At 69.0% G+C, this 21,155-nt stretch carries 17 protein-coding genes; 9 read left to right on the plus strand and 8 right to left on the minus strand.

All coding sequences use genetic code 11. From position 1 onward, the window contains the following. Window positions 1-18: 18 nt before the first annotated feature. Genes SH203_RS07265 through SH203_RS07275 form a run of 3 tightly spaced genes read right to left on the minus strand, consistent with a single transcriptional unit; the run spans window position 19 to window position 2,385 of the window. A complete protein-coding gene (locus SH203_RS07265; protein ID WP_087120221.1) occupies window positions 19-882 on the minus strand; it encodes a M23 family metallopeptidase in 864 nt (287 codons plus the stop codon). Beyond that, the gene (locus SH203_RS07270; protein WP_087120222.1) at window positions 879-1,091 is read right to left on the minus strand and encodes a DUF2093 domain-containing protein; all 213 of its coding nucleotides are present in this window, start codon (window positions 1,089-1,091) and stop codon (window positions 879-881) included. Before SH203_RS07270 ends, SH203_RS07265 begins: the two co-directional genes overlap by 4 nt. Before the next feature lie 40 nt (window positions 1,092-1,131). Further along, on the minus strand, window positions 1,132-2,385 hold the full coding sequence (locus SH203_RS07275) for a cation:proton antiporter (protein WP_087120223.1): 1,254 nt from the start codon (window positions 2,383-2,385) through the stop codon (window positions 1,132-1,134). A gap of 788 nt (window positions 2,386-3,173) precedes the next feature. On the opposite strand from SH203_RS07275, the gene SH203_RS07280 reads away from it, so the two are divergent. The 3 genes from SH203_RS07280 to SH203_RS07290 are packed head-to-tail and all read left to right on the plus strand — an operon-like array spanning window position 3,174 to window position 5,476. After that, the gene (locus tag SH203_RS07280; protein ID WP_087120224.1) at window positions 3,174-4,043 is read left to right on the plus strand and encodes a TIGR01459 family HAD-type hydrolase; all 870 of its coding nucleotides are present in this window, start codon (window positions 3,174-3,176) and stop codon (window positions 4,041-4,043) included. Between the two features lie 39 nt (window positions 4,044-4,082). Further along, window positions 4,083-4,544 carry a MaoC family dehydratase gene (locus tag SH203_RS07285; RefSeq protein WP_087120225.1) on the plus strand — a complete coding sequence of 154 codons (462 nt, stop codon included), beginning with the start codon at window positions 4,083-4,085 and terminating at the stop codon, window positions 4,542-4,544. Continuing rightward, the gene (locus SH203_RS07290; protein ID WP_087120226.1) at window positions 4,544-5,476 is read left to right on the plus strand and encodes a bifunctional riboflavin kinase/FAD synthetase; all 933 of its coding nucleotides are present in this window, start codon (window positions 4,544-4,546) and stop codon (window positions 5,474-5,476) included. The genes SH203_RS07285 and SH203_RS07290 overlap by 1 nt, the downstream gene beginning before the upstream one ends. Here the strand turns inward: SH203_RS07290 and SH203_RS07295 are convergent. Further along, window positions 5,471-5,998, minus strand: coding sequence for a gamma carbonic anhydrase family protein (locus SH203_RS07295; protein WP_087120227.1), 528 nt, complete (start codon window positions 5,996-5,998; stop codon window positions 5,471-5,473). The two genes, SH203_RS07290 and SH203_RS07295, sit on opposite strands and share 6 nt — an antisense overlap. A gap of 310 nt (window positions 5,999-6,308) precedes the next feature. On the opposite strand from SH203_RS07295, the gene SH203_RS07300 reads away from it, so the two are divergent. The 6 genes from SH203_RS07300 to SH203_RS07325 all read left to right on the plus strand — a co-directional run bounded on the left by SH203_RS07300 (window position 6,309) and on the right by SH203_RS07325 (window position 13,795). Beyond that, window positions 6,309-7,100 carry a PhoH family protein gene (locus SH203_RS07300; RefSeq protein WP_087120647.1) on the plus strand — a complete coding sequence of 264 codons (792 nt, stop codon included), beginning with the start codon at window positions 6,309-6,311 and terminating at the stop codon, window positions 7,098-7,100. A 122-nt stretch (window positions 7,101-7,222) separates the two neighbouring features. Next, window positions 7,223-8,545 (plus strand): UDP-glucose/GDP-mannose dehydrogenase family protein, encoded by a 1,323-nt coding sequence (locus SH203_RS07305; RefSeq protein ID WP_087120228.1) that lies wholly within the window; start codon window positions 7,223-7,225, stop codon window positions 8,543-8,545. Continuing rightward, entirely contained in the window at window positions 8,545-9,519 is a 975-nt protein-coding gene (locus SH203_RS07310; RefSeq protein WP_375600719.1) for an NAD-dependent epimerase/dehydratase family protein, read from the plus strand. The genes SH203_RS07305 and SH203_RS07310 overlap by 1 nt, the downstream gene beginning before the upstream one ends. A gap of 11 nt (window positions 9,520-9,530) precedes the next feature. Beyond that, entirely contained in the window at window positions 9,531-10,799 is a 1,269-nt protein-coding gene (locus SH203_RS07315) for an outer membrane beta-barrel protein (protein ID WP_087120229.1), read from the plus strand. A 72-nt stretch (window positions 10,800-10,871) separates the two neighbouring features. Continuing rightward, the gene (locus tag SH203_RS07320; RefSeq protein WP_087120230.1) at window positions 10,872-13,067 is read left to right on the plus strand and encodes an AAA family ATPase; all 2,196 of its coding nucleotides are present in this window, start codon (window positions 10,872-10,874) and stop codon (window positions 13,065-13,067) included. Window positions 13,068-13,117: 50 nt separating this feature from the next. Then, window positions 13,118-13,795: a hypothetical protein gene (locus tag SH203_RS07325; RefSeq protein WP_143275697.1), complete on the plus strand. Its 678-nt coding sequence runs from the start codon at window positions 13,118-13,120 to the stop codon at window positions 13,793-13,795. 90 nt (window positions 13,796-13,885) lie between these two features. On the opposite strand, the gene SH203_RS07330 is transcribed toward SH203_RS07325, so the two are convergent. From SH203_RS07330 to SH203_RS07345, 4 genes are all read right to left on the minus strand, one after another. Then, a complete protein-coding gene (locus SH203_RS07330) occupies window positions 13,886-17,182 on the minus strand; it encodes a S8 family serine peptidase (RefSeq protein ID WP_087120232.1) in 3,297 nt (1,098 codons plus the stop codon). A 219-nt stretch (window positions 17,183-17,401) separates the two neighbouring features. Further along, window positions 17,402-18,208 carry a phosphatase PAP2 family protein gene (locus SH203_RS07335; protein WP_087120233.1) on the minus strand — a complete coding sequence of 269 codons (807 nt, stop codon included), beginning with the start codon at window positions 18,206-18,208 and terminating at the stop codon, window positions 17,402-17,404. A gap of 24 nt (window positions 18,209-18,232) precedes the next feature. Then, entirely contained in the window at window positions 18,233-19,579 is a 1,347-nt protein-coding gene (locus SH203_RS07340) for an alkaline phosphatase (protein ID WP_200808848.1), read from the minus strand. A 222-nt stretch (window positions 19,580-19,801) separates the two neighbouring features. Then, window positions 19,802-21,118: a serine/threonine protein phosphatase gene (locus SH203_RS07345; RefSeq protein ID WP_087120234.1), complete on the minus strand. Its 1,317-nt coding sequence runs from the start codon at window positions 21,116-21,118 to the stop codon at window positions 19,802-19,804. Between the last annotated feature and the right edge of the window lie 37 nt (window positions 21,119-21,155).

The raw sequence follows: 21,155 nt of genomic DNA on the forward strand, positions 1-21,155 counted from the left end.
CGCAAGCTGAGCCGTGGATCAGGCGAGCGTTTTCGGCGCCTGGGCGCCGATCATCAGCGACGGGTCCAGATTGCGGTCGCGCCATTTCATGCGCCAGCACAGGTGCGGCCCCGTGGCGCGGCCGGTCATGCCGACGCGGCCCAGCGGATCGCCGCGCCGCACGCGCTGGCCCTGCTGTACGTCCAGACGGGATTGGTGCAGATAGCAGGTGATCAAACCCTGGCCGTGGTCGATCAGGGTCAGCCCCCCCTCGAAATGCATGTCGGGGCGGACGAAGGCGATGCGGCCGTCGGCGGGCGCGCGGATCACGCTGCCCTGCGGCGCCGCCAGATCGATGCCGTAGTGCGGCCGGGCGGGCGTGCCGTTCAGGACGCGCTGGGCGCCCCAGGCGCTGGAGACGCGGTAGCTGTCCAGCGGCCAGACGAAGCCGTCGCGAAAATCGTCGGCGTCGATCCGGCTGGCGAAGCCCTCGGTCTTCAAGGCGATCTCGCGCTGGATGCGGGCCAGCAGGGCCGGGTCGCTGGGTTCGACGGTCGAGGGCGGCAGGCCGTTCACGCGGGTCGAGGGAAAGGCGTAGGGGGCGATGTCCAGCGCGCGCCGGGCCGAGCGGGCGCCGTCGGCCGACCGGACCTCGATCTGCGCAGCCGGCCCGGCGTCGCGGTCGAAGCCGATCACGAACAGGCCGGCGGCCGAGGCGGTGGTCAGGGCCTCGCCGTCCACGAAGACCAGGGCGCCCGGCGCGGTGCGCCCAAAGGCGTAGCCGCCCTGACGCCAGGCCCCGTTCAGCGCCAGCGGCAGGGCGTTGCGATCCTGGGCCGTCAGCGGCCCGGCGATCAGCCCGGCCCCCGCCCCGGCCAGCAGCGCCCGGCGCGTGGCGATCATTTCGCCGCCGACGGAACGGCGATCTGGGCGGCGATGAACTCGGCGGGACCGGCGTAGGGCTGCTGGCGCGAAGGGCTCCAGTAACGCAGGACCTCCAGCGGGATCGGCCGATCCGTCACCGCGCACCGCACGAAACGCCCCGGCTTCAATACGGCGAATTCGCCGTCGCCATAATGAAGAACGGCCTGATCTGCTGCGGTCATGTCCATGTCCCGACGATAGCCCCGGCCCGCGTCGGCGAAAAGGGCCTCAGGTCGAGGCCACGGCGTCCGTGATCGGGCCGTCGGCGGCGGCGGGCCGCGTCGCCCCGGCCGGCGGAGGCTTGGGCCGCCCGCCCATCCGGTCGGTGAAGAGGAAGACGAACGGGTTGAGCGAGATCGACAGCAGGGCGGCGGCCAGGATCAGGTCGTGGGTCTCGCGGCTCATGGCGCCCAGGGACACGCCCAGCGCCGCCAGGATGAAGGAGAACTCCCCGATCTGGGCCAGGGAGGCCGCGACCGTCAGGCCGGTCGGGCGATCCAGCTTGAACGCCTTGGTGATGATCAGGGCGGCGACCGACTTGCCCACGATGACGATGCCCAGGACGCCCAGAACCGCCCAGGGCTGGCGCACCAGGATCATCGGATCGAACAGCATCCCGACCGAGACGAAGAACAGCACGGCGAAGGCGTCGCGCAGCGGCAGCGACCGCTCGGCCGCATTGTGCCCCAGCGGCGAGGCGTTCATCACCAGCCCGGCCAGGAAGGCGCCGAGGGCGAAGGAGTGGAACAGGAAATAGGCCAGCCAGGCGATGCCGAGCGCGATGGCCAGAACCCCCAGGGTGAACAGCTCGCGCGACCTGGTGTGGGCGATGCGGATCAGAAGCCAGGGAATGACCTTGCCCCCCACCACCAACATGCCGACCACGAACAGCACGACCTTGACCAGCGTCAGGCCGACATTGGTTCCAAGCGCCGCCAGGTCCGCCTGGGCGCCCGCCGGCGCCAGGATCATCGGCAGCATGACCAGGGCGATGACGATGACCAGATCCTCGACGATCAGCCAGCCCACGGCGATGCGGCCGATCTCGCCCTTGACCTGTTTGCGCTCCTCCAGCGCGCGCAGCAGGACGACGGTGGAGGCGACCGACAGGGCGAACCCCATCAGCAGGGCCTCGACATCGCCCAGCCCCAGCACGAACCGCCCCAGCCCCCAGCCCAGGCCGGTCGCCGCCGCGATCTGGACCAAGGCGCCGGGAATGGCGACCTTGCGGACCTGCATCAGATCCTTGGGCGAGAAATGCAGCCCGACCCCGAACATCAGGAGGATGACGCCGATCTCGGCCAGCTGCGGCGCCAGTTCGGTGTCGGCGACGAAGCCCGCCGTGTAGGGGCCGACCACGATGCCCGCGACCAGATACCCCACCAGGGGCGACAGTCTGAGCCGATGCGCCAACATGCCGAACACGAAGGCCAGGACGAAGCCCCCGACCAGGGTGAGAATCAGGCTGTCGGCATGCGGCATCAGGGCTCCTGTCGCGGGCGGGGTCTCGGTTTTGGATAGGCTTTGCAGTTGGGACGCGAGGGCGCGTTTGACAAGATGACGCAGTGTCGCGTCGGTCGGACAGGGGTGATCGTCCTCGCGCCGGACGGCTGCGAAGTTGGAGGGCTGGGCGGAGCGCCGGGCCTTCGCCCGGAAGTCTGTGATGTGAAGTACCGTTTCGACGAAGGTGTTGACGCTCCGCGCGGGGGGTTGGCCTGCAAGCTCGGGGCGTCGAGCGGTGGCGGTCTTATCGCCTAACCCCATAAGCCTGCGACGGGTCGGTGGTCCCTGCGAGGACCGTCCCGAGTGCGGCCGAGTATCCCCCTCGACCCTCCGACGGCGCAACCGTGTGTCGCCGCCGGCGCGGGCCGTTGCAGACCCGCTCCCGTTCCCTCCGCTCTCGCCGCCGCAAGGTCGCAGGCCAGGCGAGCCCTCCATGCGACGAGACGGGTTTAGAATACGCCCGTTTCGGAGGGGGGATGGGAGATGGGGGACATAATTCGGCAAGCGGTTGGATTTGTTGGGAATGCACCAGCCGCATCGTGATGGCTGGGGCTGCATTCCGCCCCACGGTCGTCATCCTCGGCCTTGTGCCGAGGATCCATACGCTCGGTGTTTCCAGATCGGGGCGTGGCGGCGGCGGCCGGGATTATGGATACTCGGCACAAGGCCGAGGATGACGGAGTTGTAGCGGTGGGGGCGTCCGTCTCCTCCCCATTTCATGGCGAGGAGACTTTCGCGCCTGCGTCCTAGCGGCTACTCACGCCCCCATGACCCTTCCCCATGCCCTGCCCCATTTCGGCGACATCGCCGGCGATTACGACATCCTGCTCTGCGACGTGTGGGGGGTGATCCATAACGGGCGCGAGAGCTGGGCCAATCCGTGCGAGGCGCTGACGCGGTTCAATCGCGAGGGCGGGCACGTCGTGCTGATTTCGAACTCGCCGCGCCCGGCGTCCGACGTGATCGCCCAGCTGGACGGGTTGGGCGTACCGCGCGAAGCGTGGAAAGCCTTCGTCACCTCGGGCGATGCGACGCGGGCGGAACTGGCCAAACGGGCGCCCGGCCCGGCCTGGATCGTCGGCCCGGAACGCGATGCGCCGCTCTACGCCGGCCTGGGGCTGGAGCGGGCCGCGAGCGCAGAGGACGCCGCCTTCATCTCCGTGACCGGCCCGGTGGACGACACCACCGAGACACCCGAAGACTATCGCGCGCGCTTCGCCGTCGGGGCGGCGCGCGACATCGAACTGATCTGCGCCAACCCCGACCGGGTGGTGCAGCGCGGCGACCAGCTGATCTATTGCGGCGGGTCGCTGGCCGATCTGTATGCGTCGCAGGGCGGGCGCGTGGTGATGGCCGGCAAGCCCTTCGCCCCCATCTACGACCTGGCGATGCGGGAAGCCGAGGGCCTGCTGGGCCGCCCCGTCGACCGTTCGCGCGTGCTGTGCATCGGCGACGGGGTCGTGACCGACGTGATGGGCGCCAATGCGCAGGCCCTGGATTGCCTGTTCATCGCGCAGGGCATCCACGGCGACCAGGCCAAGGGCGAGGACGGAACCCTGGACCCCGCCCGCGCCGGCGCCCTGCTGAAGGCCGAAACCACCTATGCGCGCTACGCCGCGCTGGAACTGGCCTGGTAAGGCTCGCCATTTTGTCGCACGGCGGCTAAAGCCACCCTCATGGTCGAATTGGTTCAGCAGCATCCGTCCGGTGGTTACATCCTGGACGAACTTCACGTCGGCATGGCGGCCGAGAAAATCGTCGTGGCGACGGAGGATCGCATCCGCCTGTTCGCCGAGGCGTCGGACGACTTCAATCCGGTGCATCTGGACGAAGCCTTCGCCGCCAAGACCGCCTATCGCGGGCGGATCGCCCACGGCCTGCTGAGCGCGTCGTTCGGATCGGCGGTGGTGGGGACTATCCTGCCGGGCGCGGGCTCCATCTATATTTCCCAGACCCTGGCCTTCCATCAGCCGGTGCGGATCGACGATGTCGTGCGCATCGTGATCACGGTGATCGAGGTCGAGGCCGAAAGCGCGCGGGTCAAGCTGAGCTGCGAAGGTTTCGTGGGCGAGACCATGATCATGGACGGCGTCGCCGTGGTCCGCGTTCCGCGCCGGCGCAAACCGTCCCAGCGCTGATGCAGGTCGTTCGCGACTGGCGCGACCTGCCCGACGCCGAGAAAGGCGCCGCCGTCGCCGTCGGGGCCTTCGACGGGGTGCATCGGGGCCATCAGGCGGTCATCGCCGCGGCGAAGGCGGCGGCCGACCGGCTGGGCGCGCCGCTGGGCGTGGTCAGTTTCGATCCTCATCCCCGCCGCTGGTTCCAGAAGGACGCCGCGCCCTTTCGCCTGATGACCGCCGACCAGATGACCGAGGCCCTGGGGCCGCTGGGCGTGGACATCCTGTATCTTCTACCGTTCGACGCCGAGATGGCGGGCATGAGCGACGCCGAATTCGCCGAGCGGGTGCTGGCCCGGGGGTTGGGCGTGCGACACGCCGCCGTCGGTTTCGACTTCACCTTCGGCAAGGGACGGTCGGGATCGCCCGAGGCCCTGCGCGCCTATGGCGAACGGCTGGGCTTCGGCGTGTCCACGGTCCAGCGTCTGGACGACGCCGACGGGCTGAAACTGTCGTCCAGCGCCGTGCGCGAGGCGCTGAAGGCCGGCGACATGGACCGCGCCGCCGCCATACTGGGACGCCCCTTCGCCATCCGGGGCGAGGTGATCCACGGCGACAAGCGCGGCCGCACCATCGGCGTGCCGACCGCCAATGTGCCGCTGGGCGACTATATGCGCCCGGCCTATGGCGTCTATGCCACGCGCAGCCGGCTGGCCGACGGGCGCGTGGTCGACGGGGTGGCCAGCCTGGGCGTGCGGCCCATGTATGCGCTGGAGACGCCGCTGCTGGAGGTCTGGTTGTTCGACTTCGACGGCGACCTGTACGGCCAGGCGCTGGACACCCAGCTGATCGCCTGGCTTCGCGGCGAGGAGACGTTCGACGGGCTGGACGCCCTGAAAACCCAGATCGACGCCGACGCGGCGGCGGCCCGGGCGGTTCTCAAACGGTCATAGGGGCCGAAGCCCGGCCGCGAACCGCTTCCAGTTCTGAACATAGTGTTCGGCCGACATCCGAAGCACGGCGACGTGTTCGGGGTCGCGTTCGCGCACCACCTTGCCGGGCTGGCCCATGACCAGGCTGTTGTCGGGGATGACCTTGCCCTCGGTGATCAGGGCGTTCGCGCCGATGATGCAGTTGCGCCCGATCCGCGCCCCGTTCAGCACCACCGCCCCGATGCCGATCAAACTGTAGTCCCCGACCTCGCAGCCGTGCAGCATGGCGTTGTGGCCCACCGTCACCCCCCGCCCCAGAGTGAGCGGCGATCCCAGGTCTGTGTGCAGGACGCCGCCGTCCTGAATGTTGCTGTCCGGCCCCACCACGATCGGATCGTTGTCGCCGCGCAGGGTCGCGCCGAACCAGACGCTGGCGTTCGCATGGAGAATCACATTCCCTATCACCGATGCGCTCGGCGCCACCCAGTATTCGCCCTCCGGCGGAAGCTGAGGTTTGCTGTCGCCCAATGCGTAAACTGTCATCAGAACACAACCTAATCTTTGAAAAACGAGGGCTTTAACGGAACGCTAACCACGATAGCATCATTCTGTTGATGCGATTCGCGGGTCGCCATTTCGGCCCTGAATCCGAAGCCGGATCAAGTTCGGTCCGGTCAATCGTCGGGGGCTTGTGCGTGGCGCGTTGGGATCCGGGTTCGGTTGTTCGGCGGCGGGTCTGTCCCGTTGCGGAAGGCCCTGCACTGGACCCGGGCGGCCGTTTCGCGGGCCGCGACCCTTTCCTCCCCAAGCCCATCCAAGGCGGCGCCCGTTCGGGTCCGCCTTTTTTCATGCCCTGGAGGCGTCCATGACCAAGCGTGCGGCTACGAAACGTCAGTCCCGTGAAAACGGCATCCTGGATTCGCGAGACTTCATCGAGGAGTCGAAGGTTCGCCGGCTCCATGCGCCGAACCCCTCCCGCTCGGGCTGGTCGCCCTATCCGTCGAACGACGACCGCGACCAGGGCTATCTGAAGACGCTGAAGCCCAAGTCGGACGGCCAGGCCGAGCTGATGCAGGCCATCGACCACCACAATCTGATCATGGCGCTGGGGCCGGCAGGCACGGGCAAGACCTATCTGGCGGTGGCCAAGGCGGTCGAGGCGCTGGAGGCGGGCAAGGTCGGGCGGATCGTCCTGTCGCGTCCGGCGGTCGAAGCCGGTGAGTCCATCGGCTTCCTGCCCGGCGACATGGAGGACAAGCTGGCCCCCTATCTGCGGCCCCTCTACGACGCCCTGTCGGATCGGCTGTCGATGAAGCGGGTCAAGGCGCTGATGGCCGAGGGGCTGATCGAGATCGCGCCGGTGGGCTATATGCGCGGCCGTACGCTGAACAACGCCTTCATCGTCGTGGACGAGGCGCAGAACTGCACCTACGTCCAGCTGAAGATGCTGCTGACCCGACTGGGCTGGCATTCGACCATGGTGGTGACGGGCGATCCGCAGCAGTCGGACCTGTTGCCCGGCATCTCGGGCCTGTCGGACATCTCGGCGCGGCTGGAGGCGGTGCCCGACATCGCCGTGGTGCGCCTGGCCGAACAGGACATCGTGCGTCACCCGCTGGTCGCCTCGATGATCGGCGTCCTCTGACATCTCCAACCGGCAGTCTGCGCCATGCGGCGCAGGCTGCCGTTGCACCCGGAAACCAAAAGCCATTGTCCCCAAGCGCACCGCCCCGCTAAAGGTCGGCTCGCCGCTAATGAGGGATTTCGATGCGCGTAGCGATGATTGGAACGGGTTATGTGGGCCTGGTGTCCGGCGCCTGTTTCGCCGACTTCGGCCATGTCGTCACCTGCATCGACAAGGACCCGTCCAAGATCGAACGGCTGGAGCGGGGCGAAATCCCGATCTACGAGCCGGGTCTGGACGATCTGGTCGCCGCCAATGTGCGCGAAGGGCGGCTGTTCTTCACCCTGGACGGAGCCGAGGCCATTCGGAAGGCCGATGCGGTCTTCATCGCCGTCGGCACCCCGACGCGGCGCGGCGACGGCCATGCCGACCTGTCCTATGTTCATGCGGCGGCCGAGGAGATCGCGGGCCTGATCGAGGGCTTCACCGTGGTCGTGACCAAATCCACCGTTCCGGTCGGCACCGGCGACGAGGTCGAGGCCATCATCAGGAAGGCCAATCCCGACGCCGATTTCGCCGTCGTCTCCAATCCCGAGTTCCTGCGCGAGGGCGCCGCCATCGGCGACTTCAAACGCCCCGACCGGGTGGTGATCGGCGTCAACGACATGGACGGCGAGGTGGGCCAGCGCGCCCAGAAGGTCATGAGCGAACTGTATCGCCCGCTGAACCTGAACGAGAGCCCGCTGCTGTTCGTAGGCCGCCGAACGTCCGAACTGATCAAATACGCAGCCAACGCCTTCCTGGCCATGAAGATCACCTTCATCAACGAGATGGCGGACCTGTGCGAGGCGGTCGGCGCGGACGTGCAGCAGGTCGCGCGCGGCATCGGCCTGGACAAGCGGATCGGGTCCAAATTCCTGCACGCCGGTCCCGGCTATGGCGGGTCGTGCTTCCCCAAGGACACCATCGCCCTGGTCCGCACGGCCCAGCAGTACGGCGCCCCGACGCGGCTGATCGAGGCGACGGTCGAGGTCAACGACGCGCGCAAGAAGGCCATGGCCGACCGCGTCGCCGCGACCCTGGGGACCAGCGTTCAGGGCAAGACCGTCGCCCTGCTGGGCCTGACGTTCAAGCCGAACACCGACGACATGCGCGACGCCCCGTCGCTGGACATCGCGCCCGCCCTGATCGCCGCCGGCGCGACCGTTCAGGCCTTCGATCCCGAGGGGATGCACGAGGCGGCCAAGCTGCTGCCGGACATCCAGATGAAGGACAACGCCTATGACGCCGTGGTCGGCGCGGACGCCGTCGTCCTCGTCACCGAATGGGACCAGTTCCGCGCGCTGGATCTGGACCGGATCAAGCTTCTGATGAAACAGCCCGTGCTGGTCGACCTGCGCAACATCTATCGCCCCGACGACATGAAGAGCCGGGGCTTCCGCTATATGGGCATCGGGCGCGGCTGATGCGCGGGCCGATCCTCGTCACCGGCGCAGCCGGCTTCATCGGCATGCACGTCGCCGAACGCCTGCTGGACCGGGGCGAACAGGTGATCGGCGTCGACGTCTTCAACGCCTATTACGACCCGCGCTTGAAGGCGGCCCGCGCCGCCCGTCTGGAAGGGCGCGAGGGCTTTCGCATGGTCCGCGCCGACATCGCCGATCATGAGCGGATGCGCGCCCTGGTCGCCGACGAGGGCGTGAAACGGATCGTGCATCTGGCCGCCCAGGCGGGGGTTCGCTATTCGCTGGAAAACCCCTTCGCCTATGAGCGGTCGAACCTGGCCGGCCATCTGTCGATGCTGGAGGCCGCGCGTCACGGCGGCGTGAGCCATCTGGTCTATGCCTCGTCCAGCTCGGTCTATGGCGACCGGCCGCTGGAGGGGTCGGGGTTTCGCGAGGACGATCCGACCGTGCATCCGGTGTCGCTGTACGCCGCGACCAAACGGTCGTGCGAACTGATGAGCCAGAGCTACGCCAGGCTCTACGGTTTTCCGCAGTCGGGTCTGAGATTCTTCACCGTCTATGGGCCGTGGGGTCGGCCGGACATGGCCTATTTCGGCTTCACCCAGAAGATCGTGCGCGGCGAGCCCATCGAGGTCTATGGCGAGGGGCGGATGGCGCGCGACTTCACCTATATCGACGACATCGTGGACGGAATCGTGGGGGTTCTGGATCGGCCGCCGGCCGCCGGGGCGCACGAAATCTACAACATCGGCGACAGCCAGCCGGTCGGCCTGATGGAGATGATCTCGACGCTGGAGACGGCCCTGGGCGTCGAGGCCAGAAAGGTCATGCGCCCGATGCAGCCCGGCGACGTCACCGCCACCTATGCCGACGTGTCCAAGCTGAACGCCCTGTGCGGCTATCGGCCCAATGTTCCGCTGAAGGACGGGCTGGAGAAATTCGTCGCCTGGTGGCGGCAGTATCAGAACGGCTGACGCGCCGGACGATGCGACGCGCTGTCCATCCCGCCGTCGTCGCGTCGATGGGCCTGTTCGCCGCGGATCAGGCCGCCGCCCAGACAGCGATCGCCGATCCCTTCTTTCGTCAGCGCGGTCAGGCCGTTCGCGACCGGCCCCAGCCCGCCTATGACGCCGTCGGATTGCGGCTCGGGGGCTTTACCGTCTGGCCGAGCCTGCGGTCGGCGGCCGTGCTGGACGACAATGTCTTCGCGGCCGAAAGCGACGCCCGCGCCGCCGCGAGCCTGCGTCTGACGCCCGAGGTCATGACCCGGTCCGACTGGGGACGGCATCAGGTCCAGGCCCACGCCCGGCTCGATCTCGGGCGGAACCTGAGCGCGCCACGCGAGGATGCGACCGACTGGCGCCTGGGCGGGGCCGGTCGTCTGGACGTGACGCGGGGCGCCCATCTGGGCCTGAGCCTGGATGTCGAGCATGGGCATGAGCCGCGCACCGCCGCCGGGAGCGATCCCCTGACCGTGCGGCCCGTCGCCTTCGACGGCGTTTCGGCGCGGCTGTCGGGCCAGCGGACGCGCGGGCGGCTGCGTCTGGACGCCAGCGCCGATCTGCAACGCCGCGACTATCGCGACGGGGTCGATACGGCGGGCGCCCCGGTCGAACAGGACGACCGCGACCGCACCACCCTGACCCTGAGCGGCCGCGCGGCCTACGCCCTGTCGCCGGCGACCGCCGTCTTCGTCCAGATCGTCGGGGACGACCGCGACTATCGCCGCGTTCCCGGCCGCCCCGACCGCACCTCGACCGGGCGCGAGGCTCTGGCGGGGGTGGATTTCGAACTGGGCGGCCTGATGCGCGGCGACATCGCCGTCGGTCATCGGCGCCGGAGTTTCGACGATCCGGCGTTCGGCGATCTGGACGGTTTCGGCGGGCGGGGGCGCCTGACCTGGTTCCCGACCGCCCTGACCACCGTGTCCGTCGCCGCCGAACGCACGACGGCCGACACCGGCGTGGTCGGCGCGGCCGGCGCGTCGCGCACCGACCTGTCGCTGAGCGTGGATCACGAACTGCTGCGCAACCTGATCGTGTCGGCGCGGGCGGGCCAGATCGAAGACGCCTATGTCGGGCGCGACCGAACCGACCGGCGCGTCGGCGCCGGTCTGGCCGCAGACTGGCGCCTGAACCGCCGCTACGGGCTGAACGCCGACCTCGACTGGATCGATCACTCGTCGGAAGGAACGGCGCGCGGCCCCCGCTATCGCGCCCTTCGGCTGACCCTGGCGGCCGTCGCCCGTTTCTGAAGCGCCGCGCCGATTGACAACCTGAGCGCGACGCCTCACCACTCAAACTTACGATCACCGTTCGGCGGCGCGATGACCCTGACCGACCTTTCGTCCGCCGGCGCCCGCGCGGCGGACGACGACATCGACATCGACGCCTGGATCGCCGGCTTCCGTCGCCGCGCGGGCCTGTTCGCGGGCGTCGCCGGTCTGGTCGCCCTGATCGTCCTGGCCGTTCTGCTGGGGCGGCCGCCCGCCTATACCGCCGCCGCCGGCCTGCAGATCAACACCCGCAAGGCGCAGGTGGTCGCCGGCCCCGCCGTGCTGTCCGCCCTGGACGCCGAAGCGGCCATCGTGGACACCGAGGTCGAGGTGCTGCGGTCGCCGCAGCTGGCCGCCGCCGTCGTGGACGACCTTGGCCTGACCCGCGATCCGGCCTTCAACGCCGCTCTCCGTCGCGGCTGGCTGACGCGACTGACCGGACGCGCCCCGCCCTCCCCCGATCCGGCGGTCGCGCGGCAACGGGTGATCGAGGCGGTCAGCCGGCGGCTGACCGTGCGCCGCGTCGGCCTGACCTATTCCATGACGGTCGGCTTCACCGCCGACGATCCGGCCAAGGCCGCGCGCATCGCCAACGCCTTCGCCGACCATTATCTGCGCGCCCAGCTGACCGCCAAGTTCGACGCCAACGCCCAGGCCAACGCCTTCCTCGGCGACCGGCTGGAGGATCTGCGTCGCCAGGTCGAGGCCGCCGACGCCGCCGTCTCGGCCTATCGCATCGACCACGGCCTGCTCAGCGCCCAGGGCGCGACCCTGACCGAGCAGGAGATTTCGGTCTATAATCAGCAGCTGGCCGCCGCCCGCGCCCAGCAGGCCGAGCAGGACGCGCGCCTGCGCACCGCCCGCGCCCAGATGGCGGCCGGATCGAACGGCGAGGATGTGGCCGAAGCCCTGACCTCGCCCGTGGTGCAGAACCTGCGCAGCCAGCGCGCCGCCATCAGCACCCGCGTCGCCGACCTGTCGGTGCGCTATGGCCCGCTGCATCCCGACATGGTCCGCGCCCGCAGCGAACTGGCGGACATCGACGGACAGATCCAGGCCGAGATCCGCCGCGTCGTCTCCAATCTGGACGCCCAGGCCCAGGTGGCCCGCCAACGCACCGCCTCGGTCCAGTCCAGTCTGGAGACGGCGCGCGGCGCCCTGGCGGACAACAACGCCGCCTCCGTCCGCCTGCGCGAGTTGGAAGGCGAGGCCGAGGCCGCCCGCGCCATCTATCGCGCCTTCCTGGACCGATACCGCGAGACGGGGGCCCAGACCGGCGTCGAACAGGCCGACGCCCGGATCGTGTCGCGCGCCACGCCGCCGACGGCCCCCAGCGCGCCGAATCTGACGATCAGCGTGGCGCTGGCGGTCGTGCTGGGTCTGGGCGCCGGGATCGCCGCCGTCCTGGCCGCCAACGCCCTGCAGCAGGGCCTGTCCACGCCCCAGGACGTGGAGCGGCGGCTGGGTCTGAACCCGCTGGGCGCCCTGCCCCTGGCCGCCACGGTCGCGGCCGTCGGCGAACACGACCTTCACCCCATCGATCTGGTGGTCCAGCGCCCCGCCTCGGTCTTCGCCGAGGCCGTGCGCGCCCTTCGCGCCGGCCTGTCGCCGACGACCTCCGACGTCGTGCCGCTGGCGGCGTCCGGCGGCCGGATCGTGGCCGTCACCTCGGCCCTGCCCGGCGAGGGCAAGACCACCGCCGCCCTGTGCCTGGGCCGGGTCGCGGCGCGATCGGGGGCGCGCGTCCTGTTGATCGACGGCGATCCGCGCCGACGCGGCGCCACGCGGATGCTGGGGCTCGACCCGAGCGTGGGCTTGGCCGAGGTGCTGCACGGCGCGGCGGCGTGGCGGAACATCGTCGTCATCGATCCCGCCTCGGGCTTGCAGGTGCTGCCTCTGTCCGCCTCCGGCCTGTCGGCCGACGACGCCTTCGCCACCCCGCCGATGGACGCCCTGCTGACCGAGCTGCGTCAGACCTTCGATCTTATCCTGATCGACACGGCGCCGGTGCTGGTCCTGACCGACGCCCGCATTCTCGCGGCCAAGGCCGACGCCGTCCTGCTGCTGGCCCGCTGGCGCCGCACGCCCGCGCGCGCCGTGGCCTCGGCCGCCCGCGCGCTGCGCCCCACCGGCGCGCGTCTGCTGGGCGTCTGCCTGACCCAGGTCGATGTCCGCGCCCAGGCGCGGCAGGGCCAAGGCTACGGCCTCTATCCCCACGACGCCTATCGCAAATACTACGCCGCCTGAGGGCGCGGCGTTGACAGCGGCAAGCGCCCTGACCTTGATGACGCATGACGATGCGCAAATCCCTGCTGACGGTCGCCGGACTGGTCGCGCTGAGCATGACGGGCGGCGCGAGCGCTCAGACGCGCCGCGCCCCAGCCCCTGACGTCCACAGCCTGGACCAGGCCTACGCCATCGTCGATTTCCAGACCGCGCTTTCGGGACGCGAGATCGCCCAGGCCCTGCAGCGCCATATCGCGAACGCCAATGTCACGGTCACGGCCCGGAACCAGACCGTCGCGGCGATCCCGCGCGCGCCCGGCCGTTTCACCCTGATCGATCCGGCGGCGCCGGGCGGCTTCGGCCTGGAAGGTCCGGCGAGCCGAGCGCCGGCCGGCTGGCTGCGGCCGGTTCGGGCGGCGGTCTGCGACGGCGCCAGCTGGCGCGCCGATGTGGCGCCGCGCCGGCCCGGCCGCGTCGAACAGCGCTATACCCTGTGTCTGTTCCCCTATCGCGACGGTCGGCGTCAGGGTCATCAGCTGGACATCTACGCCGTCACCCTGTTGCACGGCGATCCGGGCGCCGTCGCCCCGCGCGCAAGCGGGGAAACGCCCGCCGCCTTCATGCGCGGCGCGGTTCGGGCGGTCGAACGGCTGACCCGCGTTCAGGGCGTCTGGGTCGAGAACCGTCTGGCCAACGCCGACCGCCCCTTCACCCGGGACGACGACGCCTGGGCCGCACAGACAAACTGACCCCCGCCCGTCTGACCAAGACCCGAAACGCAATCGCGCCCCCGGCCGATGGCCGGGGGCGCGACGGTCTGGTCCGGGTTCAGGCCCCGATCAGAACTTGACGCTGAACCGTCCGTAGATGCGGTTGTCGCGGTATTCGTCCTTATAGACGCCGCTGTAGCCCATCTCGACGGCGGTGCGTTCGGTCGCCTGGATGTTGAAGGCCAGACCACCCGTGACCACGCCGTCGCCGGGGTTGGCGCCGTCGACCAGGAAGCGCGGACCATCGGCGAAGGCGGCGTCGAACACAGGACCATCGCCATTCAGGTCGTGGGTGTAGGCCAGCTGCGTCACCGCCGACAGACGCGGCCGACCCGCGCCGCCCGCCAGGACGGTGCGGGTGCGGAAGCCCGCCGTCAGCAGATCGGCCTTCTGCTTCACCTTGCCCGACAGGGCGGCGTCACCGCCGGTTTCGGCGACATCGGCGTCGTACTGGACATGGCTGTAGGCGCCGTAGGGTTCGAAGGTCGTGCCGCCGACCGCGCGGCTCCAGGCCACCTCGCCATAGGCCTGCCAGACATTGCCGTCATAGTTGCCGACCAAGGCGTTGTTGAAGGCGTTCAGCTGGGCCGTGCGATCGGTGCGGACATCGGTGTTGGCCCACGATCCGCCGACCCGGATCTGGAAGTCGCCCATGCCGACGCCGCCATAGACGCCGATCTGTTCGCTGTTGACCCGGCCCGTCGAGCGCAGGCGCGACGAACGCAGTTCCGAGCGGGTCTCGCCCAGGGCGACGCCGATGTGCATGTCGTTCGACAGGGCCTTTTCGGCGCCGACCAGATAGCCCGAGCCTTCGCTGCGGAAGCCGGCGATCCCGTCATGCGCCGAGCCGCGACCGTTGCCATAGACGCCGCTGCCCCAGACCGAGACGCCGTTGCCGACATAGGTCGAGGCGCCGTCCCGGCTGCGACCGCGCTCGGACATGGCGTCGCGGATCGCACGGGTGTCGGACACGGCCAGGCCGCCCAGCGAGGCGTGAACCTCGCCCGTCAGGCCGCTGAGGGCGCCCTGAACCGCCGGGACGCTGGCGTCCAGCAGGGCGTTCTCCAGCGACAGGTCGCGGTTCGTCCCGGTCGCGGTGTTGTTGATCATGACGTCCAGCGCGCCGCCGACCGACTTCTGATTGTCGGTCAGGCCCAGCGAAGCCACGGTCACGTCGTTGCGTCGCACCGTCAACATCACGCCGTTGGTGGAATAGGTCAGCACCGGCGACAGGAAGGCCAGATCGCTCTGCGCGCCGCTGAACTTGCCCGTCACCGCCCCGGTCGAGTTGATGATGTTCATCTGCGTGCGCAGATTCCACTCGCCATTGTCGGCCTTCAGGATCACCTGGCCGCCGTCGATCTGGGTCGCGCCGCCCACGTTCAGGCGGGAATAGGCCGCGCCGTTTACGCTGGAGCGAATCCACAGGAAGGAGCCGGGCTTGAAGTTCAGATTGCCGGCGACCGTCAGGGTTCCGAACGGATTGACGCCGTCGCCGGGCGAGACGACCCCGCCGCTTTCCGCCGTCAGGTTCAACAGGCGGCCCGTGCCGCCGATCATGCCGACGCCGCCGACCGTGGCGCTGGAACGCAGCAGGCTGCCGTTGACAGTCAGCAGACCGCCCTCGACCCGCGTCGGGCCGCTATAGTCGTTGGCGCCCGTCAGGATCAGCTGGCCGCCGCCCTTCTTGACCAGACCGCCGATGTCGTTGCCGAAGTTGGCCAGAACCTCGGCCGAATAGCGGTCGCGCGCATCGCCGATGTTGTTGCTCCAGATGTCGACCGTGCCGACCGCGACGGTGACGTCGCGGGTGTCGCGCAGCGCCGTCGGACCACGCAGCGCCACGTCCATCTGCGGCGCGCCCCAGCCCGAGCGCAGATCGACGCCGGGCGTGTCCAGATCCTTGGAGCTGGACACCAGAATGTCCGAGATCAGGGCCGTGGAATATTCGGGGAAGTTCTCCATCAGCAGGGCCGCGAAGCCCGAGATGTTCGGCGCCGCCATCGAGGTGCCGGTGTAGGCCGCATAACCCGCGCCGGTATATTGGATATACTGGTTCAGGACGCGCTGAAGCTCGTCGTTGGCGTATTGCAGCACGTCGCTGGAAAAGGCCGGGGTCAGGATGGCCATATTGTCGGGATCGGTCAGCAACCGCCCCAGAAGCGAGGTCAAACCATCCGGGTCACCCAGGCGCGCGCCGGCGATCAAAGTGATGGCGGCGGCCTGACGGCCGATTTCTCGACGCGCCGCTTCTTCATCAAAGCTCGCGCCCCCAGCCGCTTGCGCATCTAGATAATCGTTCAACACGACCAGAAACTTGTTAACCGCAGCGGACTGGAGCCCCGACACTGAGGTCGCTGTGAACAGGCCTCTATATTCAGTGCGAGAATAGAGCGACAGGATGCCGCGCCAATCCATCTCATAGTCCGGCACCGACGAAATCACCTGCGAGCCTGGCCCGGCGACGCACCAGGTCGCCGTCTGACCGCAGAAGCTGGTCGAGGGGTCGGCGGCGGTGAAGCTGGAATAGTTGGCGACCGACAGCCAGTTCGAACGCAGGCGCGGATCGTTCAGCGGCGCCGCCGCATCGATGCCCGCGTGGACGCCGTAACCGTTGCCAGCCGAGAAGACGACCAGCACGTCCTTGTCCAGCACGGGCTTGTAATAGTCGCCGTAGTTGCGGTTGAAGGACGCGAGAACCGTGGGCAGCGAGGCGTTGAACGGCAGGGAATTGCCGCTGCCCCAGCTGTTGTTGATGATCCGCACCTGGCCCGTATTGGCCAGATCGACGATGTTCTGATTGGAGGTGGCGACGATCTTGCCGTCGATGATCGCGTCCTTGAACCACAGGAAGTCGCCGGCCGCGAAATTGGTGGTCGCGGCGTAGAGCTTGGCGTTGAAGGCGTTGCCGAACATCGGCTGGCCCGCGATCCGGTCGCCCGCGATGGTGCCCGAGACGTGGGTGCCGTGGCCTTCCCAGCGACGACGCGGATTGATAAGGCCGTCGTTGCCATAGCCGTCGACGACCTGGGTGTGCAGGCCCGTCACCTTGCCGGCCGAACCGAACAGCGGGTGATCGACATAGACGCCCGCGTCATTGACGCCGATCGTCTGGCCCCGCCCCGTCAGCCCCATTGCGTAGGCATGTTCCAGGCCCAGGAAGCCCTTGGAATAGTCGACCGAGAACTGAGCGTCCGACCGCCACGAAGCCAGGGCCGTCTGATAGTTGGTCGTGCGCGCGCCATTGGCCATGTAGAAGCCGCCGGACGGCGGCGTTGGCGCCGACTGGGCGCTGGCGGCCGTGCCGGCCATCATCGCCACGCCGGCCGTTGCGGCCAACAGGCCGAGCTTGAAACTAAAAGCCACGATACTCTCCCCACCGCGTTCATCGAACGCTCAAGCTTGCAACCCCACGGCGCAATTCAAGCTCGCAGTCCGCACGACGCCTTGCCCACAGTCAACCACATTTCGGCCACAGGCGTGTTTTGCCGCATCATCCTTGTGGAGATGGTTTCAAGCGCGAAGCTGATCAGGACGTCAGCCGGCGGGCTGGCCCGCCGCAGGCATCAAGTCGGGCGGGGCAGCCTATTTCGGGGCGGTGGGGCTGGGCGGCGCGACGGCGGGGTTCCGGGTGCGGCGCGCATCGGCCAGCTCGTGGCGGGCCGTTTCGAAATCGGCCTGGAAGGCCGGGTTCGCCTTCAGGGCGGCGAACAGGGCGGCGCCGACGATGCGGCCGGCTTCGACGTCGCTGGCGTAGTGGACGCCGCAGATGGCGCGGCTGTCGCCATAGGCCAGGCCGCGCGCCAAAATCTGGTCGGCGCGGTCGGGGGCCATTTCGGACAGGACCAACGCCCAGGCCCAGCCCATGGCCGAATGGCCGGAGGGGTAGGAGCCGCTGGCGGCCAGCCACTGTTCAGGCGCGATACAGGTGTCGGCCGGCTCGGTCACGAACGGGCGCGGGCGGAAGAAGCCGCGCTTGGCCGGGGTCTGGATCGTCTCAAGGTCGCCGAGCATCCGCCCCAGCAGTCGCGTCAGGGTCGGCATTCGTTCGGGGACGAAGGCGACGCCCAGCGCCTGGTCGAACGCGCGCGGGGCGGCCGGGGTCTCGATCTCGTTATCGGCGCGCGCCTGGTCCCAGCGGGGCGTGCCCTTCAGCGCGCGGGTGGCGCGGTAATAGGCGACGTCGTCCTGTTCCCTCAGCGAGCCGGACGCAGGGGGCGGCGCCAGGAAGACGGCGGCGTTGGGCGCGGTCGCCTTGTCCAGATAGCCGTGCGGATGGTCGCTGAAACCGGCCCAGAAGGTCGGGGCCTGAGCCGGGGCGGAGGCGCAGCCGACCAGGGCAAAGGTCAGGGCGACCGCCGCCGACCGGGAACCGAAGGAGAAAAGACGCATGAAAACTCTGAGACAGTAGGACAATCAGGCGACCTGTGCGCCATGACGACCGTCCTCGACAACCCAGGTCTTCAGGGTGGAGAGCGACGCCTTGGGATCGCGAACGTCGCTGATCGCCTGATAGCGCGTCGTCATCGTTTGGGGCGTCACATCCATCGACATATAGCCCCGCACGCGGCTGTCGAAGAATTTGATGTGCGGATTGGCCGGCATGGCCGCCATCAGACTGTCGTAGGGCGGGCCGCCCGAGGTGATGGAGGTCCCGACGAACTCGGTCGCGACGACGGGAGAGCGTTCGTCGCGACTGTCCAGCAGGACGTCGTTGGTCCAGAAGGAGTGGTAGTCGCCGGCCAGGACCACCGGATTGCGCGGCCTGATCGTGTTCAGCGCCTGGGTCATGCGGTCGCGCGCGGCGGGGAAACCGTCCCAGGTGTCGGTCCAGTAGCGGGTCTCGCCGTTCGGACTCTCGAACCGCAGACCGGCCATGACCAGATCCTGACCCAGGACGTTCCAGCGCGCCTCGGCGCCCGCCAGACCGTCGTAGAGCCAGCGTTCCTGCTCGAAGCCCAGGAAGGTGCGAGAGGGGTCGGCGCGGTCCAGACACTGGGCGTCGGTCACGATCTGGCCCTTGGCGCCGCCCTCGTCCACGCAGGCGCCGCGCGAACGGTACTGGCGTCCGTCCAGCATGAAGAACTCCGCCAGCTTGCCATAGCGGACGCGCTTGTGGATCGGCATCTGCAGGCGGCGGTCCAGTCGGGTGCGGCGGATCGGCATGGCCTCGTAAAAGGCCTGATAGCCGGCGGCGCGGCGCATCAGGAAATCGTCGGGCCGCCCGCCCTTGTCGGCCCAGACGCCGGAATAGTTGTCCAGCACCTCATGGTCGTCCCAGACGACCAGACAGGGCGCCGCCGCGTGAAGACGCTGCAGGTCCGCATCGGTCCGGTGCAGCGCATAGCGGTTGCGATAGCCAGCCAGGGTGGTGGCGTCCTCGAAGCCGTAGGGGCGCACGATATTGGCCGCCCGCGCCCCGGTGCGAGTGTATTCGTAGATATAGTCGCCCAGGAACAGGGTCAGGTCCGGCGCCTCGTCGGCCATGTGACCATAGGCGCTGAAATGGCCGACCTCCCAGTTCGAGCAGGAGGCGACGGCCAGCTTCAGCCGATCCAGGTCCGCATTGAGCGCCGGCGCGGTGCGGGCCAGACCGACGGGGCTGCGCTGACCGGCGGCGCTGAACCGATACCAGTAGGGGCGGCCGGGGTTCAGGCCCTGGATTTCCACATGGATCGAATGGGCGGAGGCGGCCTCGGCCGTCACCTGGCCCGAAGCGACGATGCGGGAGAAGCCCTCGTCGGCAGCGATGTCCCAGCGCACAGGGATGGGGGCGGCCAGCCCCCCCCTGCCCGTCCGCGGCGACCGGATCGACGGCCAGCCGCGTCCACAGCACGAAACCGTCCGGCGACGGATCGCCGCTGGCGACGCCCAGCGGGAACAGATAGGCGCCGCCCGCCTGGGCCCGGCCGAAGCGCAGGACGACGGGGGCGGCGACCAGCCCGCCGATGAGGGCGCGGCGGGAAAAGCCGGCGTTCAGGACGCTCATCGGGCGACGCTCCCGGCGACCGCGCCAGCGCCGGGGCCGAAGCGGGCGCGGAAATCCTCCAGACGGATGACGAAGTCGTCGCTGGCGACGAAGTCTGCATCGCTCATCTGGGGTTGTTCGTTGGGCTTGTAGCGGCGGGCGTATTCGGCCTGGTCGGAGGCATACTGCCGGTAATGGGTCGAATAGGCGCGCACCCGCACGGTCGGCGTCTCGCCGGTCATGTCGAAGGTCATCAGCCGCATCCAGCCGTCGCCGATCCCCGGCGCGCGATCCGGCGCCAGCCCGGCGTCCAGCGCGGTCTGATTGCGGTCCTGATAGTCGGACAGAAGCTGATAGACGGCCCCGCCCTGACGGTTGGGATCGGTGCGGAACGCCTGGCCGTTGTGATGCCCGCTCAGGATCATGAAGATCTGCGGATTGCGGGCGATCAGCTTGTCCCACACCCCTTGCGTGTCGTTGTCGAACGGGTCGAGCGCGTGCAGATCGACCACCGGATGGGCGCGGCGCCGGCCGGTCTTGTCGATGAAGTCGTGGGTGGTGATCACGGTCGGCAGGCCGGGATGGGCGTGGATGACCGTCTCGGCCCATTTCAGGCTGGCGTCCGAGGGGGCCATCTGCAGGCCGATGTGCAGGAAGCGATAGCCGCCCGCCTCGAACAGCTGCGCACTGTCGGAGCCGCCATCGTGAGAGGCCACATACCAGGCCCGGCCCTTGAAGAATTTCGACTCGGCTCCGAAGGCCTCGTTCCAGGCGGTCAGGCCGCCGATGTGGATCATGCCCAGGCGGCGCAGATCGCCCGCCGGCGCGGTTAGGTCCTGGGGCCATTGTTCGTCCCACCACTGACCGTCGTAGTCGTGATTGCCCGACACGACCGAGAAGGGCAGGACGCCGTCGATACGGTCATAGGCGGCGACGGCGGCCGGAATCTCGACCGTCCGCACGCCCTCGACCATCGTGTCCAGATTGGCTCCGCCCGGCGCCGGACGGGGGCGGAAACCGCGCGCGGCGTGGTCGGGGTCGATGGTCATGACCGGATGCTGCCACACGTCGCCGACGGCGGTGGCGAAGACGATGTCGCCACCGCGCGAGACGGCATGGTCGGCGATGAATTGCAGCTGTTCGCTCATCAGGTCGCGGGCGTCGAAGGGAAAACCCGTCGCGCGCTGATGGGTGTAGTCCGCATAGTTCTGGGTGTCGGGAATGACGGCGATGGTGAACCGCCCTGGCGTCGGTTGGGCCAGGGCGACGCCGGACGTCAAGGCGACGCCGCCCGCCAGAAGGGCGCAGGTCAGGCGTGTCCAGAGGGTCTGCATGATGCGGCCTTTCGGCGGGGACCGGAGGGAGGAAAGG

It is taken from the genome of Brevundimonas sp. SH203, assembly GCF_002157625.1.
Taxonomy (GTDB): Bacteria; Pseudomonadota; Alphaproteobacteria; order Caulobacterales; family Caulobacteraceae; genus Brevundimonas.

Coding starts and splice junctions, on each gene's coding strand:
- SH203_RS07265 (WP_087120221.1), bottom strand. CDS start 882: ATGATCGCCACGCGCCGGGCGCTGCTGGCCGGGGCGGGGGCCGGGCTG.
- SH203_RS07270 (WP_087120222.1), bottom strand. CDS start 1,091: ATGGACATGACCGCAGCAGATCAGGCCGTTCTTCATTATGGCGACGGC.
- SH203_RS07275 (WP_087120223.1), bottom strand. CDS start 2,385: ATGCCGCATGCCGACAGCCTGATTCTCACCCTGGTCGGGGGCTTCGTC.
- SH203_RS07280 (WP_087120224.1), top strand. CDS start 3,174: ATGACCCTTCCCCATGCCCTGCCCCATTTCGGCGACATCGCCGGCGAT.
- SH203_RS07285 (WP_087120225.1), top strand. CDS start 4,083: ATGGTCGAATTGGTTCAGCAGCATCCGTCCGGTGGTTACATCCTGGAC.
- SH203_RS07290 (WP_087120226.1), top strand. CDS start 4,544: ATGCAGGTCGTTCGCGACTGGCGCGACCTGCCCGACGCCGAGAAAGGC.
- SH203_RS07295 (WP_087120227.1), bottom strand. CDS start 5,998: ATGACAGTTTACGCATTGGGCGACAGCAAACCTCAGCTTCCGCCGGAG.
- SH203_RS07305 (WP_087120228.1), top strand. CDS start 7,223: ATGCGCGTAGCGATGATTGGAACGGGTTATGTGGGCCTGGTGTCCGGC.
- SH203_RS07310 (WP_375600719.1), top strand. CDS start 8,545: ATGCGCGGGCCGATCCTCGTCACCGGCGCAGCCGGCTTCATCGGCATG.
- SH203_RS07315 (WP_087120229.1), top strand. CDS start 9,531: ATGCGACGCGCTGTCCATCCCGCCGTCGTCGCGTCGATGGGCCTGTTC.
- SH203_RS07320 (WP_087120230.1), top strand. CDS start 10,872: ATGACCCTGACCGACCTTTCGTCCGCCGGCGCCCGCGCGGCGGACGAC.
- SH203_RS07325 (WP_143275697.1), top strand. CDS start 13,118: ATGCGCAAATCCCTGCTGACGGTCGCCGGACTGGTCGCGCTGAGCATG.
- SH203_RS07335 (WP_087120233.1), bottom strand. CDS start 18,208: ATGCGTCTTTTCTCCTTCGGTTCCCGGTCGGCGGCGGTCGCCCTGACC.
- SH203_RS07345 (WP_087120234.1), bottom strand. CDS start 21,118: ATGCAGACCCTCTGGACACGCCTGACCTGCGCCCTTCTGGCGGGCGGC.